Here is a 16127-nt window from a genome sequence, read left to right as displayed (position 1 = left end):
GCAGCGCCACCGCGTACCGTCCACCCCGTGACCGACTCCGTCCCCGCACCCGTGCGGCGGCGTCTCGTCCTGCCGGGTCAGTACGGTCCGGCGTTCGACGACGGCGGCCCGCTGGTCGTCGTCGAAGCGCGCGAGTTCTTCACCGCCCGGCCCGTGCACCGGACGAAGGCGCACCTCTGGCTCAGCGCCCTCCGACACCGCGTGCGCGACCTCGGCGACCGCGCGGAACACGTCCGGGTCGACCAGCTGCGCGACGCCCTCGTCGGTCAGGTCGACCTGGAGGTCATCGACCCGCCGTCCCGCGTGCACCGTGGGCAGGTCCGGCACTGGGGGCGCGGCACGACGATCCTGCCGAGCCGCGGGTTCGTCACCGGAGAGGACGAGTTCGCCGGTTGGGCCGCGGAGCGTGGCGGACGCTTCCTGATGGAGGCGCACTACGAGCGCGTCCGACGTCGCGAGGGCTGGCTGATGGCGAACGACGCCCCACTCGGCGGCGCGTTCAGCCTGGACGCGCAGAACCGGCAGCCCCCACCCCGCGGCGCGACGACCCTCGGGCTGCCCGACCCCTGGTGGCCCACCGAGGACGAGATCGACGACGAGGTCCGCGCCGACCTCGACCGGTGGGAGCGCGACGGCCTCGTGCAGTTCGTCGGGCGGGACGACCGACGACGCTTCGCCGTGACGCCGGACGAGGCCCAGGCCGCGCTCGACGACTTCGTCGCGGTCCGGCTCGGCGACTTCGGACCGTACGAGGACGCCGTGCTGACGAACGACTGGACGATGGCGCACTCGCTGCTCAGCGTTCCGCTCAACCTCGGCGTACTCGACCCCCGGCAGGCGATCGACGCCGCGCTGGCCGCCCACGGCTCGGGTGCCGCTCCGCTCGCCAGCGTCGAGGGGTTCGTGCGGCAGGTCGCCGGGTGGCGGGACTACGTCTGGCACCTCTACTGGTGGCTCGGCGACGACTACGGGGCCGACGTCGAGGCGCTCGGGGCGCGACCGTCTGCCGGAGCCGGACCCGCCCGACCGTCGGGGACGAGCCTCCCGGCCTGGTGGCGGGACCTGGACGCGGCGGAGGTGGACGCCCTCTGTCTGCGCATCGCACTGGACGGCGTCCGCGACCACGGGTGGCTGCACCACATCCAGCGGCTCATGGTCCTCGGCAACTGGGCGCTGCAACGCGGCTACGACCCGCTCGAACTGACCGACTGGTTCACCGACGTCTTCGTCGACGGCACCGACTGGGTGATGCCGGCGAACGTCGTCGGGATGTCGCAGCACGCCGACGGCGGGGTCGTCGCGACCAAGCCCTACGCCGCCGGCGGGCGCTACATCGACCGGATGACCGACCACTGCGGCAGCTGTCGGTTCGACCCGACGAAGCGCGTCGGCGAGGACGCCTGCCCGTTCACCGCCGGGTACTGGGCGTTCCTGGAACGGGCCGAACCCGCCCTCCGGCGGAACCCGCGCATGCACCGGCCTCTGCAGCAGATGCGGGCGATGCCGGACCTCGAGGCGGTCGTCGCGCAGGAGGCGGCACGGCAGACGCCGTGACGCCGCTGCCCGGTAGGGTCGGATCGTGGCTCTGATCAACGAAGAATCCACCGACCGCTACGACCTCCGCGAGTTCCGCCCGCAGACCGACGACCAGGGGGCGCCGGACGCCACCACCCGGGCCTGGATGGACGCCGTCGGCGTCGGCTTCCACGAGCCTCCGGAGTCCGACGAGGGCGCCGCCCGGATGGCGTCGCACTTCATCGCCGACCAGGAGACGTTCCTCGGCGTGTACGTCAACCGGCCCGTCGTCGGGTCGGTCGACGAGACCTGGCCCGCCGGCACCTTCACCTGGTTCCCGAAGGACCTCAGCTGGGGCGACGGTTCCGCCGTCCGCACGCAGGCCGTCTCAGCCGTGACCGTCCGACCGACCGAACGTCGGCGCGGGATCCTCCGCCGGATGATGATGCACGCACTCGAGCGCGGGGTGGAGGAGGGCTACGCCGTCGCCTCGCTCACCGCCTCCGAGGGCACCATCTACCGCCGCTTCGGTTTCGGCTGCGCCATCCGCGAGCGTGCCGTGCACGTCCGCCGCGACCGGGCGCTGCCCTTCCTCGCGCCCACCACGGGCACCGTCGTGATGGTCACCACGCAGTGGCTGGCGGACGGCGTCGGCCCGGAGGTCTTCGCCCGCTTCCACGCGCGCACGCCCGGCTCGATGGTCCGGAACACCGGGACCTGGCCGATCGTGTTCGGCGAGTTCGGCCCCGACGGCCAGAAGGCCAAGGACGTCCGGGCCGCCGTACACCGCCCCGAGGGTTCCGACGAGGTCGACGGCTACGTCACCTGGCGCGTCGTCGAGGGCAAGACCGGCGAGGACACCCGCGTCGAGATCGTCGACCTGGTGTACACGTCCGACGCCGCGTACCTGTCGCTGTGGGAGTTCCTGCTCTCCATCGACCTCAACGACGTCGTCGTCTACAAGCGCTCGCGCCTCGACGACCCGATCGTCGCCGCTCTGGCCGATGCCCGCTCCTACGACGTCGACCACGAGGAGGACCACGTCTGGCTCCGCGTCCTCGACGTCGCCGCCGTGCTGGAGTCCCGCCCGTACGCGGCCGACGGCTCGCTCACCATCGCGGTCACCGACTCGCTCGGCCACGCCTCCGGCACGTACCGGCTCGACGTCCGGGAGGCACGTGGCACCGTCACGCGGCTGGCGGACGACGCCGACGTGGCCGGCTCCGACATCGCGCTCGACGTCGCCGACCTCGGGGCGCTGCTGATCGGGTCGGTGTCGCCGGTGACGCTCGCGGCCGCCGGGCTGCTGCGTGCCGCGGACCCGGCGGTGGCGGTGCTGCTCCGCGCGATGCTGACGCCGCCCCGGACCCCGCACGGCATCACGTACTTCTGACGCGGGCCCGCGCAGCCTCCTGACGCGGGCCTGCGCAGCCTCCTGACGCGGGCCTGCGCAGTCTCCTGACGCGGGCCTGCGCAGTCTTCTGCCGCGGGCCTGCGCAGCCTCCTGACGCGGGCCTGCGCAGCGAAACACCGGTGTTCGTCGGCGACGCCGCGTCATGCCGGTGCTCGTTGCACGAACACCGGTGTTCCGCTGCCCTCGGCCGCCCTATGCCCGGCGGCGCACCCGCGGGTCGACCACGGCGTAGACCAGGTCGACGACCACGTTGGCGGTGACGACCAGGAACGCCGAGAACACCGTGAAGCCGACGACGACCTGCAGGTCGAGCGTGTGCACCGCGTCGATGAGCAGCGCACCGAGCCCCTGCATCGAGAACACCTTCTCGGTGATGACCGCGCCGCCGAGCAGCGTGCCGAGGTCGAGCCCGAACAGCGTCACCACGGGCAGGATCGCCGTCCGCAGCCCGTGCCGCACGACGACCTGACGCTCGCGGAGCCCCTTGGCGCGGGCGGTCCGGACGAAGTCCTGCCCCATCGCCTCGAGCATCTCACCGCGCGTGAGTCGGGCGTAGATCGCGGCGCTGATGAACGCGAGCACACACCACGGCAGCACCAGGTGGGTCAGCCATCCGACCGGGTCCTCGGACAACGGCACGTACCCGCTCGTCGGCAGGATCCCGAGCACGAAGCCGAACAGCAGGATCGACAGCAGCCCGATCAGGTACGCAGGCGACGACACCCCAGCCACCGCGACGGTCATCACCGTGCGGTCGAGGGCCGAGCCCGGGCGGAGCGCCGAGGCGGTCCCGCCGAGCACGCCGACGACCAGCCAGAGGAGCGCCGCACCGATCGCGATCGACGCCGTCACCGGCAGCCGGTCGACGATGAGCGTGGTGACGCTCTCGTGCAGCTGGAACGAGTACCCGAAGCAGGGTGCGGCGCACTGCACGGCGGAGACGCCGCTGCCGAACGACCGACCGGTGAAGATGCCGCCGAGGTACGCCGTGAACTGCAGGATCCAGGGCTTGTCGGTGCCGAGGAACGCCTGCACCTGCGCGAGCCGGTCGGGCGTGCAGGGCTTGTCGCAGATCGCCCGCGCCGGGTTCGTCGGCAGGAGCATGAACAGGGCGTAGGTGATCGCGGCGACGACGAGCAGCACGACGACGGCGCCGAGCACTCGGAACAACACGAAGCGGAGCGCGGTCATCGGCTGCCTCCTCTCGGGTCGAGGGCGTCGCGGAGGGCGTCGCCGAGCACGTTGAACGCCAGGGTGACGAGGAACAGGGCGGCTCCCGGGAAGACGAGGTACATCGGGTCGGTCTGCACCCATCCGACGGCGTCGCCGATGCTGCGACCCCACGACGGCGTGGGCGGGGTGACGCCGACGGCCAGGAAGGACAGCGCGGCCTCGGCGCCGATCATCGACGGGATCGAGATGGTGGCGTAGACGGTGATCGTCGCGGCCAGGTTCGGCAGGAGCTGTGTCCGGATGACGTGCCAGCGGCCCGCCCCCATCGCCGTCGAGGCGACGACGTAGTTCCGCTCACGCAGCGACAGCGTCTGCCCGCGGATCACACGCGCGACGGCCGGCCAGCCGAAGAACCCGATGACGAGCACGACCAGCACGGGCTTCGGGAACGACGTCGGCACGATCGCGGTGAGGGCGATCATGAACACCAGCGACGGGAAGCCGAACATCACGTCGACGACCCGGCTGAGCACCCGGTCGTACCAGCCGCCGAAGAAGCCGGTCGTGACGCCGACGAGCACCCCGATGACGAGCGACACCACGGTCGCGGCGAGACCGATGCCGAGCGAGGTCCGCGCGCCGTAGGTGACGATCGCGAAGAGGTCGCGCCCGGTCAGGGGCTCGACGCCGAACCAGTGCTCCGCGCTGATGCCGCCGAGGGGACCCCGGGGTGCGCCGAAGTCGTTGAGGGCCCCGACGTGGTACCCGTACGGGTCCTGCCCACTGAGCTGGGCGATGAGTGGCGCGGCGAGGGCGACCACGACGAACACGGCGATGACGACCGCGGACACCACGGCCCACCGGTCACGACGGATGCGTCCGACGACGGAACGGAGACCCGTGCCGGAGCCCGGAGCCGGGCGGACCGGACGGTCGACGACGTTCGCGGTCATGCGACCACCCCTTCCCACTCGCGCCAGGCACGGCGGCGTTCGGCCTGTCGGGCCGGATCGGCGACCGGTGCGGCGGCGAGCAGCATGCGTGTGTAGTCCTCCTGCGGGTCGTCGAGGACGGCCTGGGCCATGCCGTGTTCGACGATCCGCCCGTGGTGCAGCACGGCGACGTGGTCCGCGAGCTGCCGGACGACGGCCAGGTCGTGGCTGACGAGCAGGCACCCGAAGCCGAACTCGTCCTGAAGGTCGCGCAGCAGGTCGAGCACCGCGGCCTGCACGGTGACGTCGAGCGCGGAGGTCGGTTCGTCGGCGATGAGCAGCGCCGGCCGGAGTGCCAGGGCACGTGCCACGGCGACCCGCTGTCGCTGGCCGCCGGAGAGCTGGTGCGGGAACCGTTCGGCCCATGACGGGTCGAGCTGCACGGCCTCGAGCAGTTCGCGGACGCGTGCCGGTCGGTCGGCACTCGGCTCGTGCACGAGGAGCGGCTCGGCGATGCTCCAGCCGATGCTCTGCCGGGGGTTCAGCGACGAGGCCGGGTCCTGGAACACGATGCCGACCCGCTTCCGGATCTCGCGGAGACGACGGCCGCGGGCGGTCCGGAGATCCTGCCCGTCGACGTCCACCGTCCCCTCGGCCACCGGGACGAGCCCGGCGAGCGCGCGGCCGATCGTGGTCTTGCCGGAGCCCGACTCCCCCACGAGCCCGAGGGTCTCGCCGGCGTGCAGCTCGAGGTCGATGCCCGACACGGTCGGCTCGCCGCGGCGCGAGTACCGCACGCCGACGTCGCGCATGCGCGCGACCACCGGCCGGGAGGCGCGCCCCGCGTCGTCCGCGAGGGGCGCCGCGCCGAGTCTCGCTTCCGCGGACAGATCGCGGCTCCCCGGGGCCGCATCGTGTCCGCCAGGGCGAGTCTCGGCCGAGGCACCGTCCGGGGCGGAGGCGGGCCGCGCCTCTCCCCGCGAGCTCGGCCGCCCCGCCGCTCCGCAAGCTCCGCGGCGCGGCGGTACCGGCACGAGGGGGCCCAGAGCCGGCACGGCTGCGAGGAGCGCTCGGGTGTACTCGGCCTGCGGGTGCGCGAACAGGTCGACGACCTGACCGTGCTCGACGGGGTCGCCGCGGCGCATCACGAGGACCTCGTCGGCGACGTCCGCCACCACACCCATGTCGTGCGTGATGAGCAGCACCGCGAGTCCACGCTCGCGGCAGAGCGTCCGGAGCAGGTCGAGGATCCCGGCCTGCACGGTGACGTCGAGCGCCGTCGTGGGTTCGTCGGCGATGAGCGCGACCGGGTCGCCGGCGAGTGCCATCGCGATCATCGCGCGCTGCAGCTGCCCGCCGGAGAGTTCGTGCGGGAACGCCTTCCGGATCCGTGCCGGGTCGGCGATGCCGGCGGACCGGAGTAGTTCGTCGACCCGTGCGGACACGCCGGCGCGATCGAGGGAGGTCGGGTGCGCCCGGACCGCCTCGGCGACCTGGGTGCCGATCGACAGCACCGGCGTGAACGAGTTCATCGGTTCCTGGAACACCACCCCGATGCCGGCGCCGCGCACCTGCCGCAGGTCCTCGACGGGTGCGCCGACGAGCTCCGCGCCGCGGAACCGGGCGCTGCCGGTGACACGAGCCTGCGGCGGCAGGAGCCCGAGCACGCTCATGGCGCTCACGGACTTGCCGGAGCCGGACTCGCCGACGAGGGCGAGCACCCGACCGGGCGTCAGGTCGAACGAGACGTCACGGACGACGGGCTCCGCGTCGCCGAACGCGACGCGGAGCCCACGGACTTCCAGGATGGGATCGATCACTGCTTGAGCGAGACCTTGAGGTAGTTCGGGTAGGCCGGGAAGTCGGCGATCTGGAAGTTGTCGACGTCCGAACCGGCGAGGAACGACTGCTTGGCGTACATCAGCGGCACGACCGGGGCGTCGGCCATGATCGTCTTGTCCGCCTGCGCCCAGGTCTTCTGCGCGTCGGACTGGTCGACCGTGGCGCTGGCCTTCGCGATGAGGGCGTCCACCTCCGGGTTGCTGTACTTCGAGACGTTGTAGCCACCGCCGCCGATCTGCGACGAGTCGTAGAGCGGCTGCAGGTTGGCGTTCGCGCTCGGGAAGTCGGGCTGCCAGCTCGACAGCGACAGGTCGAAGTCGGTGCCGTTCGTGGTGGCCTGCGTGAAGGAGTCGTAGTCGAGCGGCTTCAGCGTCACCGTGATGCCGGCGCGCTTGAGACCGGCCTGCAGTGCCTGCGCCTGCGCGAGGAACGTCGGGTCGTTCTGCGTGACGAGCGTCAGCTTGAGGTTCGAGACACCGGCCTGCTCCAGCAGCGACTTCGCCTTGTCGACGTCGCCCGTGGCGCCCGTCTTGTAGAGGTCGTAGTCCTGGCGCCCGGCGATGCCCGGCGTGATGAGCGTCGAGGCGTAGGTCCCGGCGAGAGCACCACCCGCGGCGATCCGGAACGACTTGCGGTCGACGGCGTACTGCAGGGCCTGACGGACCTTGAGGTCCTTGAGCTCGCCGCGCTGGGTGTTGATCGCCATGTAGCTGATCGGGCCGGCCTTCGACGTCGCGAGGCGGTCCTGCGCGGACGGGTTGCTCCGCACCTGGTTGAGCTCGGCGGCACCGAGGTAGATCGCGCCGAACGAGCTCTTCGCGTCCCCGTTGTCGGCGATCAGCGTCTGCGTGACCGTGGACGGGTCCTGGCTCTCCTTGAAGACGATCTTCGAGGGGCCGGCGGTGCGGACCTCGTCGGTCTTCGCGGACCAGGCCTTGTTGCGGACCAGGGTGACCTGCGACCCCTGCTGGTTCGACTGCACCTGGTACGGGCCGGAGGCGACGGGCTTGAGGTCGTAGGCACCGGTGTCGGTGCCCTCACCCTCGGGGACCGGGGTGAACGCGGGCATCGACGCGAGCCACGGCCAGTCGCCGTACGCGTCGTTGAGCTTGAAGACGATGGTCTTGTCGTTCGGGGTCTCGATGCTGTCGAGGCTCTTGCCCTCGAACGGCCCCTTGTAGTCGCTGCCGCCCACCAGGAGGGACTTGTGGTAGCTGAGCCCACCGGACAGGGTCGGCGCGAACGAGCGCTCGATCCCCCACTTGATGTCCTTCGTGGTGATCGGTGTGCCGTCCTGGAACTCGACGCCGTCCTTCAGCGTGTAGGTCCAGGTCTTGCCGCCGTCGCTCGCGACACCGGTGTTCGTGGCGAGGTCCGGGACGACCTTCGCGGTCTTACCGGGCTCGACGTCCCACGTGGTCAGTCGGCGGGCGACGAGGCCCATCGACGTGATGCCGAGGCTCTGGCTCGTCGCGGGGTCGAGGTGGAACGTCGTCTGCGAGGTCAGGATGTTGAGCGTCCCGCCCTTGTCCGTGCCGCCGCTGGCGTCGTCGGAGGCGTTGCCGCCCGAGCAGCCCGTCAGGACCAGGGCCGCTGCGGCGGCGACGGCCGCGGTGATGGTCAGGCTCTTCGGACGTCTCATGACGACGGGTCTCCTTGTTCGGGGGTGCCGGGTGGGCGGCGTCCATCCTGGCACCGCGCCCGGATCCGTTCCGAATCCCGCGCGTGCGGGACGACGCACGACGAAACACTGCAAGTCCTCGGCGTCGTCCGCCATTCCCGAACGGCGGTCGCGATCTGGAGACCGTGCGGTCTCCGGACACGGCTCAGCGGTCGAAGAAGTCGCCGATCCCGGGCCACTGGACGCCCTCGCCGAGGTTCCCGACCTGTTCTCCGAGTCCGCCGAGCGCCTGCTCCCCCTGCGCTGCCACGCCCTCCACGCTGCCGCCGAGGTCACCGAGACTGCCGCCCACCGTGTCGCCGAGGCCGGCCGCGACGCCCTCGAAGTCCACGCCGAGGTCCGCCGCCTGTGCCAGCACCGGTCCGGCGGCCGCGCTGAGGACCGCACCACCGGCGACCGCGACCGCGAGACCGCCGACCGCCAGGGCGCCGCCACCGATCGCGGCGCCGCCGAGCACCTTGCGCATCGTCCCGGGACGGCTCGTCTCGCCCCGTGTCGCGGTGCGGGCGAGGCCGGCCGCGGAGGCATCGGTCCCCTGGTCGTGCTGCGGCAGTTCCGCGTTGAGCCGCTGCAGGACCTGCTGGCGCTGCTCCGGGGTGAGCCGGTCGAACGCATCGTGGTGGGCCTGCTCGAGGCGCTCGGGATCGGCGGTCTTCAGCAGGTAGTCGTACTTCGCGATCGCGACGCGGTCGGCCTCGCTCGATGCGCCGGGACGGGCCTGGGGATTGCCGACCGGGGGCTGCTGCTGGCGTCCGGACGGCGACTGCGCGGGCTGCTGCCCGCTGCCGGGCTGCTGGCCGGAGCGCTTCTGGAGTTGCTTGTCGATGACCTTCGAGGCCATGCCGAGGATGCGGTTCAGGTTCGCCATACCTGACCTTTGCGTCCGCACATGGACAGCCCCGGCGACGACCCGGTGGAACGGCGGTGCAGTCCCCCGACATCCCCTGTGAGCGACGAGAGAAGCACGGCTGCGCTCATGCGACCGCCGGAGCGCGCTCAGGGCGAACGGCGAAGCCCGGGACTGGAGCAACAGTCCCGGGCTTCAGTTCGCTCTCCGAGTGGAGGGCCAGGGGAAACACCGTTCCCCGAGTTCAGCACTCGGGAAGCAGTGTAGCCGAGCTCGCCAGTGACGAGGGCGCCCCGCACCGCATCCAGCGGCGCGGGGCGCTCCCGTCCGGCGGGCTCAGCCGAGCACGCGGTCGAGGAACGGGTTGCGGAAGCGCCCCTCCGGGTCGAGGTCCCGCGCCAGCGCTGCGAATGCGCCGAGCTGCGGGTAGACCTGGTGCAGCCGCTCCGGGCTCGCCGCCGCGACCTTGCCCCAGTGCGGCCGGGGTCCGAACGGTGCGAGGGCGTTCTCGATCAGGGGCAGCGCGACCGCGACGTCCTCGGTCTGCCGGCGGAACGTGAAGTGGAACGCGACCGAGTCCCGTCCGGAGCTCGGTGCGAGCCACGCGTCGTCGGCGGCGATGCGGCGGATCTCGGAGACGAACAGCACCGGAGCGATGGCGTCCCCGATGCGTCGGAGCGCCTGGATGGCGGGGACGGCATCGGCGGCGTCGACCATGTACTCGGCCTGGATCTCCTCGCCGGCCGAGGGCGTGAACGAGGACCGGAAGTGCGGCAGCCGTTCGTGCCAGGGTCCGGGTACGCCCCCCTGTTCGGTGACGCCGGCGGTCTCGCTGCCGGGCACCGGGTGGATCGGCTCGGCACCGGCGACCGCACCGAGGGCTGCGAGGTCGATGACGGCGTCGTCGCGGTCCTCGCGCCGCTTGGTCCAGATCTGCCGGATGCCGTCGTCGGTGTAGCCGGTGAACATGCTGACGCTGTAGCCGGCCGACATGATCGACTCGAACTGCGCGTCGACGACGTCCCAGCCCAGGCCGGTGTGCACGGTCTGGGCGACCCGGTAGGTCGGTTCGACGGCCAGGCGCACGGCGACGACGACCCCGAGTGCGCCGAGGGCGACCCGGTGCGCGTCGAGCCGGGGGTCGTCCGCGCCGACGACCTCGACGTCGCCGGAGGCCCGGACGATCTCGAGCCCGACGACGGACTGGGCGAGCGACGCGTTGCCGACGCCGGACCCGTGGGTGCCGGTCGCGACGGCGCCGGCGACGGAGATGTGCGGCAGGGACGCGAGGTTCGCGAGGGCCCAGCCACGTGCCTCCAGGCCGACGGCGACCTGGGCGTGGGTGAGGCCGGCGGCGACCCGTGCCACGCGCCGGTCGGAGTCCACGTCGAGTTCGGGCGGGAGGCCCGTGAGCGTCACCTGCACCGCATCCGTGTCGGCGATGGTGTTGAACGAGTGCCGTGACCCGAGCGCCGTCAGGCGCGGGGTCGAGGCGACCAGCCGCTGGAGGTCGTCCACACTCGTCGGTTCCGCCAGGCGGCTCGCCGAGTAGGTGACGTTCCCCGCCCAGTTGGTGCGGGTGTGGGCAGCAGTGGTGGTGTCGTCGTCGATCACGTCGCTCATCGTAGGCCTCCCGACCGACTCAGAAGCCCCGGTCGAGCCGGTGCCAGGTCTGCTGCGTGCGCACCTCGTCGCGGAAGCCGCGCAGCGTGGTGTGCTCGTCGATGACCAGGAACTCGGTGCCGATCATGGTGGCGAGGTCCTCGATCACCTGGATGCCGACGGCGGTCGTCATCACCGTGTGGTGCGCGGCACCGGCGGTGAGCCAGGCCTCGGCGGACACGGGGAAGGACGGCTGCGGCTCCCAGACGGCCCGGCCGACGGGCAGGTTCGGCAGCGCCTCGGTGGGCGCGACGACCTCGACGACGTTCGCGGTGAGGCGGAAACCGTCGCGGGTGTCGCTGAGCGCGGCGACGACCGCGGGGCCGGCGTCGGCGGTGAAGACCAGGCGCACCGGGTCGTCCTTGCCGCCGATGCCGAGCGGGTGGATCTCGAGCGTCGGGGTGGACGCGGTGAGGGTCGGCGAGACCTCGAGCATGTGCGCGCCGAGGATCTTCTCCGCGCCCGGGGTGAGGTCGTACGTGTAGTCCTCCATGAGCGAGGCACCACCGGGCAGTCCGGCGCCGGCGACGTTCATCGCCCGGACCAGGACGGCCGTCTTCCAGTCGCCCTCGGCGCCGAAGCCGTAGCCGTCGGCCATCAGTCGCTGGACGGCCAGACCGGGCAGCTGCTTGAGCGTGCCGAGGTCCTCGAAGTTCGTGGTGAACGCGGCGGAGCCGTTCTCGGCGAGCAGGGCGCGGAGTCCGAGCTCGATGGCCGCACCGTCGCGGAGCGCGCCGTGCCGGTCACCGTCGCCACGGAGCGACGGGTCGACGTCGTACTCCGCTTCGTACGAGGCGACGAGCGCGTCGACGGCGGCGGTGTCGGCCGTCGCGGCGTCCACGGCGGCGACGAGGTCGTTGACGCCCCAGGTGTTGACCTGCACGCCCAGCTCGATCTCAGCCTCGGTCTTGTCGCCCTCGGTGACGGCGACGTAACGCATGTTGTCGCCGAAGCGGGTGAGCTTGAGCTCACGGATGGCGGCGGCACCGGCGGCGGCACGGGTCCAGTCGGAGACGCGCTGCTGCACGCGCGGGTCGGAGACGTGACCGACGGCGGTCGCGTGCCGGACGCCCATGCGGGCGAGGGCGTAGCCGAACTCGCGGTCACCGTGGGCTGCCTGGTTGAGGTTCATGAAGTCGAAGTCGATTTCCGACCACGGCAGCGTGACGTTCGCCTGCGTGTGCAGGTGCAGCAGCGGCTTGGTCAGCGCGTTGAGGCCGCCGATCCACATCTTCGCGGGGCTGAACGTGTGCATCCACGTCGTGACACCGATGACGTTGTCGTCCGCGCTGGCCTCGATCAGGGCGCGACGGATGCCGTCGGCGTCCTTCAGGACGGGCTTCCACACGAGCTTCACCGGCAGTGCTCCCGCGAGCTCGGCGTGCACCGCGCGGCTCTGCTCCTCGACCTGGCGGAGGGTCTCCTCGCCGTAGAGGCCCTGCGAGCCGGTGAGGAACCAGACCTCGTAGCGCTCGAGCGTGGCCCGGGGGTCGACGGCGTCGGTCGTGGTGGGGGTGTCCTGCGTCATCGCATGGCTCCTTCGGGGTTCTGTCCGTAGACGTTCTGGTATCGGTCGAAGAGTCGGTCGATGTCCTCGGGCGCGATCGGCACGAGGTCACCGCCCTGCTTCGCGATGTGGACCGTGCGGGCGACGTCCTCGCACATCACGGCGGCCTTGACGGCGTCCTTCGCGTCCTTGCCGATGGTGAAGACGCCGTGGTTCTGCATGAGCACGGCACGCGACCGGTGGTCCTTGAGCGTCGCGACGATGCCCTGGCCGATCGAGTCGTCGCCGATGATCGCGAAGGGGCCGACCGGGATCGGGCCGCCGAACTCGTCGGCCATCGCGGTGATCACGCAGGGGATCTCCTCGGCGCGGGCGGCCCAGGCGGTGGCGTAGGTCGAGTGGGTGTGCACGACGCCGTTCACCTCGGGCATGTTCCGGTACACGAAGGCATGCGCGGCGGTGTCGGAGGACGGCCCGTGCGCGTTGCCCCACCCCTCGGCCGGCACACCGTCGAGGGTGCAGACGACCTGGTTCTCCGGGGTCAGGTCCTCGCTGACGACGCCGCTCGGCTTGATGACGAACAGGTCGGTGCCGGGCACACGCTCGGAGACGTTGCCGCCGGTCCAGATGACCAGCCCGTAGCGGACGAGTTCGCCGTGCAGTCGGGCCACGCGCTCGCGCGCTGCGGCGACGGCCGCTCGGGTGGTGTCGTCGGTCATCAGTTCACGTCCTGTTCCTGCTGGTGGTCGGTCGGGAGGCTCGACCCGGCTGCGGTCGTCGGCCCGCTCGACGACACGGTCGCGCCCGGCACTCCCGCGGCGACGGCCTGGATCGGCAGCGCCTGGCGGAAGCGGTCGAGGTACGCCGCGAACCCGTCGACGTCGCCCTGGTCCGGGTCGACGACGGACGAGGACGACGAACCGAACACGGTCGTGTCGAGGTACTCGGCGAGGGAGGTGTCGGCCGCGTGCTCGAGGTAGGCGGCGAGGACGGCGATGCCCCACGCCCCGCCTTCGCTGGCGGTGGTCTCGAGCGCGACGGGCACGCGGAGTGCGGCGGCGAGCTGGCGCTGCGGCAGGCCGGGCGTGCGGAAGAGCCCGCCGTGTGCGGTCATCCGGTCGACGGCGACGTCCTCGGCGTGCAGGACCTCCATGCCGATGGCGAGCGTCGCGAAGGCGCCCATGAGTTCGGCGCGGACCAGGTTGCCGAGGGTGAAGCGTGCGTCGGGGGCGCGGAGGAGCAGCGGTCGGCCGTCCTCGACACCGGTCACGGGTTCGCCGGCCAGGTAGTTGACGGCGAGCAGCCCGCCGGCGTCGGGGTCCGCGGTGGCGGCCTCGTCGAGCAGGGTGCGGAACACCGAGTCGGCGTCGGTCGGGGTGCCGGCGGCCTCGGCGAAGCGGCCGAACACCCGCGCCCAGCTGCCGATCTCGCTGGCGCCGTTGTTGCAGTGCACCATCGCGACCGCGTCGCCGGCAGGGGTGGTGACGACGTCGAGTTCCTCGTGCGGCGTGGACAGCGCGCGTTCGAGCACGACCATCGCGAAGATGCTCGTGCCGACGCTGACGTTGCCGGTGCGCTGGGCGACCGCGTTCGTGGCGACCATGCCCGTACCGGCGTCGCCCTCGGGCGGGCAGAGCGGGGCACCGGGCTGCAGCGTGCCGGTGGGGTCGAGCCAGGCGGCGCCGGCCGGGGTCAGGCGTCCGGCGTCCTGGCCGGCGACGCGGACCTCGGGCAGGAGTGCACGGAGGTCGGGGACGCCGATCAGGTCCTGCGCGGCGCTGAGCATCCGGGCGTCGTAGTCGCCGGTGGCCGGGTCGATCGGGAACACACCGGAGGCGTCGCCCACCCCGAGGAGGTCCTGGCCGGTGAGCTGACGGTGCACGTACCCGGCGAGCGTCGTGATGCCCGTGGTCTGGGCGACGTGCTGCTCGTCGTCGAGGACGGCCTGGTACAGGTGCGCGATCGACCAGCGAAGCGGGATGTTGAAGCCCAGCGCCTCGGTCAGCGCGGCCGCCGCCGGGCCCGTCGAGGTGTTGCGCCAGGTGCGGAACGGCACCAGCAGTTCCCCGTCGGCGTCGAACGGCAGGTAGCCGTGCATCATCGCCGAGACACCGACGGCGCGGAACGTCGTCGGCACCGAGCCGTGCTGCGCCTGCAGGTCGGCGATGAGCGCGGCGTAGGCGGCGCGCACACCGGTCTCGACCGCTGCGAGCGGGTAGGTCCAGCGACCGTCGACGAACTCGTTCTCCCACTCGTGGCTGCCGGAGGCGATGACCGTCAGGTCCTCACCCACCAGACACGCCTTGATGCGGGTCGACCCGAGTTCGATGCCGAGGGTCGTGCGGCCGTCCGCGATCTCGCGGGTCCGGTCGTCGCTCATGGTGGGCCTCCTGCTCTCGCCGTCGAGTGAGCGCTCACACCGTAGCGCGTGAGCGCTCACCCGGACAACTCGTCGGGCCGCGTCGCCGCCCAGCGCACCGGGGGCTGTCGTCCGCGTTCCCGAGCCGTCAGGCGCCGACGGTGCTCTCGCGGATGACGAGCGTGGGGGCGACCGACGCTGACGCGGCCATGCCGCCGTCGATCAACGCCAGGAGCGCCTGCCCCGCGACGCGGCCGAGCTCCTCGAGCCGCAGGTCCACGGTGGTCAGCGGGGGTCGGCTCGCCAGCGCCATCACGTCCCAGTCGTCGAAGCCGGTGACCGCGACGTCGCCGGGCACGGACCGTCCGGACTCCCGCAGTCGGTCGCACACGCCACGCGCGATCTGGTCGCTGCCGCACACGATCGCGTCGACGTCGGGCGCCTGGCGCGCGAGCACGTCCACCGCCTGGCGCCCCCAGCGCTCGGACCACTCGCCGAACAGCGGTGGTGCCACCAGGTGCGACCCGAGCACCGACGACGCACCGTCCGCCCGTCGGACCGCCGACCGGTGCCGCTCCGGCCCGGTCACGACGGCGATCCGCTGCCGACCGAGTGAGCGCACGTGCCTGGCCACGAGGGCCGAGCCGGCGGCGTCGTCGAGCGTGATCGAGACGTCGGCCTCGTCGGTGGAGGGCGTGAAGGCGTAGACGACCGGCATCGACACGTCGATCGGCAGTCGGGCATCGGCGGAACGACCGGTCACGATGACGCCGTCGACACCGCGCGCCGCCAGGGACCGCAGGTAGTGGGCTTCGCGCACGTGGTCGTCGCGGGTGTCGCAGAGCAGCACGGCCATCTGCCCGGCGGACAGCGCGTCCTCGGCGCCGAGCAGCACCGGGATCGTGAACCGGCCGAACGAGTCCGTGGTGATCATGCCGACGGTGTAGGTCCGCCCCGAGGACAGCGCGCGCGCTCGGGCGTCGCCGACGAACCCGAGCTTCTCGGCGGCGTCCTTCACCCGCTGCCGCGTCGAGTCCCGCAGCTGGCCGGTGCCGTTCAGGGCCTTCGACGCGGTGCCGATCGAGACCCCGGCGAGCGCGGCGACGTCGGTGATCCGGGTCTGCACTCCGGTGCGTTCGGCCGACACGGCAACCGCCTTTCCGATGTTCTGGACGTGCGGATGATCATACGCAAG

Annotated in this window: 12 protein-coding genes; 2 read left to right on the top strand and 10 right to left on the bottom strand. The window is 72.1% G+C overall.

Annotation, left to right across the window (positions count from 1 at the left end; all coding sequences use genetic code 11):
• The first annotated feature begins 27 nt into the window (after positions 1–27).
• Together E9228_RS12545 and E9228_RS12540 are read left to right on the top strand one after the other, a co-directional pair.
• Positions 28–1554 (top strand): cryptochrome/photolyase family protein, encoded by a 1527-nt coding sequence (locus E9228_RS12545; protein ID WP_341849882.1) that lies wholly within the window; start codon positions 28–30, stop codon positions 1552–1554.
• 25 nt (positions 1555–1579) lie between these two features.
• Entirely contained in the window at positions 1580–2908 is a 1329-nt protein-coding gene (locus tag E9228_RS12540) for a GNAT family N-acetyltransferase (protein ID WP_166780910.1), read from the top strand.
• Between the two features lie 213 nt (positions 2909–3121).
• Here the strand turns inward: E9228_RS12540 and E9228_RS12535 are convergent, their stop codons facing one another.
• The 10 genes from E9228_RS12535 to E9228_RS12490 all read right to left on the bottom strand — a co-directional run bounded on the left by E9228_RS12535 (position 3122) and on the right by E9228_RS12490 (position 16079).
• Complete coding sequence (locus E9228_RS12535) at positions 3122–4120, bottom strand: ABC transporter permease (protein ID WP_166780909.1); 999 nt, start codon at positions 4118–4120, stop codon at positions 3122–3124.
• Entirely contained in the window at positions 4117–5055 is a 939-nt protein-coding gene (locus E9228_RS12530) for an ABC transporter permease (protein WP_166780908.1), read from the bottom strand. Before E9228_RS12530 ends, E9228_RS12535 begins: the two co-directional genes overlap by 4 nt.
• On the bottom strand, positions 5052–6854 hold the full coding sequence (locus tag E9228_RS12525; protein WP_166780907.1) for a dipeptide ABC transporter ATP-binding protein: 1803 nt from the start codon (positions 6852–6854) through the stop codon (positions 5052–5054). The genes E9228_RS12530 and E9228_RS12525 overlap by 4 nt, the downstream gene beginning before the upstream one ends.
• On the bottom strand, positions 6851–8518 hold the full coding sequence (locus tag E9228_RS12520; RefSeq protein ID WP_166780906.1) for an ABC transporter substrate-binding protein: 1668 nt from the start codon (positions 8516–8518) through the stop codon (positions 6851–6853). Before E9228_RS12520 ends, E9228_RS12525 begins: the two co-directional genes overlap by 4 nt.
• 184 nt (positions 8519–8702) lie before the next feature.
• A complete protein-coding gene (locus tag E9228_RS12515) occupies positions 8703–9425 on the bottom strand; it encodes a hypothetical protein (protein WP_166780905.1) in 723 nt (240 codons plus the stop codon).
• A gap of 315 nt (positions 9426–9740) precedes the next feature.
• Entirely contained in the window at positions 9741–11018 is a 1278-nt protein-coding gene (locus tag E9228_RS12510) for a D-arabinono-1,4-lactone oxidase (protein ID WP_341849881.1), read from the bottom strand.
• 28 nt (positions 11019–11046) lie between these two features.
• On the bottom strand, positions 11047–12594 hold the full coding sequence (gene araA / locus E9228_RS12505) for an L-arabinose isomerase (RefSeq protein WP_166780903.1): 1548 nt from the start codon (positions 12592–12594) through the stop codon (positions 11047–11049).
• On the bottom strand, positions 12591–13292 hold the full coding sequence (locus tag E9228_RS12500; protein WP_166780902.1) for an L-ribulose-5-phosphate 4-epimerase: 702 nt from the start codon (positions 13290–13292) through the stop codon (positions 12591–12593). Before E9228_RS12500 ends, araA begins: the two co-directional genes overlap by 4 nt.
• Positions 13292–14953: a xylulokinase gene (locus tag E9228_RS12495; RefSeq protein ID WP_166780901.1), complete on the bottom strand. Its 1662-nt coding sequence runs from the start codon at positions 14951–14953 to the stop codon at positions 13292–13294. Before E9228_RS12495 ends, E9228_RS12500 begins: the two co-directional genes overlap by 1 nt.
• A gap of 127 nt (positions 14954–15080) precedes the next feature.
• Positions 15081–16079: a substrate-binding domain-containing protein gene (locus E9228_RS12490; RefSeq protein ID WP_166780900.1), complete on the bottom strand. Its 999-nt coding sequence runs from the start codon at positions 16077–16079 to the stop codon at positions 15081–15083.
• Positions 16080–16127: the final 48 nt, after the last annotated feature.

The organism is Curtobacterium salicis (assembly GCF_011759505.1).
Taxonomy (GTDB): Bacteria; Actinomycetota; Actinomycetes; order Actinomycetales; family Microbacteriaceae; genus Curtobacterium; species Curtobacterium salicis.
This window is presented reverse-complemented; position numbering and strand designations above follow the sequence as displayed.

What these genes read in the sequence shown, in the direction of transcription:
- E9228_RS12535 (WP_166780909.1), bottom strand. Translation starts at nt 4,120, where the DNA reads ATGACCGCGCTCCGCTTCGTGTTGTTCCGAGTGCTCGGCGCCGTCGTC.
- E9228_RS12530 (WP_166780908.1), bottom strand. Translation starts at nt 5,055, where the DNA reads ATGACCGCGAACGTCGTCGACCGTCCGGTCCGCCCGGCTCCGGGCTCC.
- E9228_RS12520 (WP_166780906.1), bottom strand. Translation starts at nt 8,518, where the DNA reads ATGAGACGTCCGAAGAGCCTGACCATCACCGCGGCCGTCGCCGCCGCA.
- E9228_RS12515 (WP_166780905.1), bottom strand. Translation starts at nt 9,425, where the DNA reads ATGGCGAACCTGAACCGCATCCTCGGCATGGCCTCGAAGGTCATCGAC.
- araA (WP_166780903.1), bottom strand. Translation starts at nt 12,594, where the DNA reads ATGACGCAGGACACCCCCACCACGACCGACGCCGTCGACCCCCGGGCC.
- E9228_RS12500 (WP_166780902.1), bottom strand. Translation starts at nt 13,292, where the DNA reads ATGACCGACGACACCACCCGAGCGGCCGTCGCCGCAGCGCGCGAGCGC.
- E9228_RS12495 (WP_166780901.1), bottom strand. Translation starts at nt 14,953, where the DNA reads ATGAGCGACGACCGGACCCGCGAGATCGCGGACGGCCGCACGACCCTC.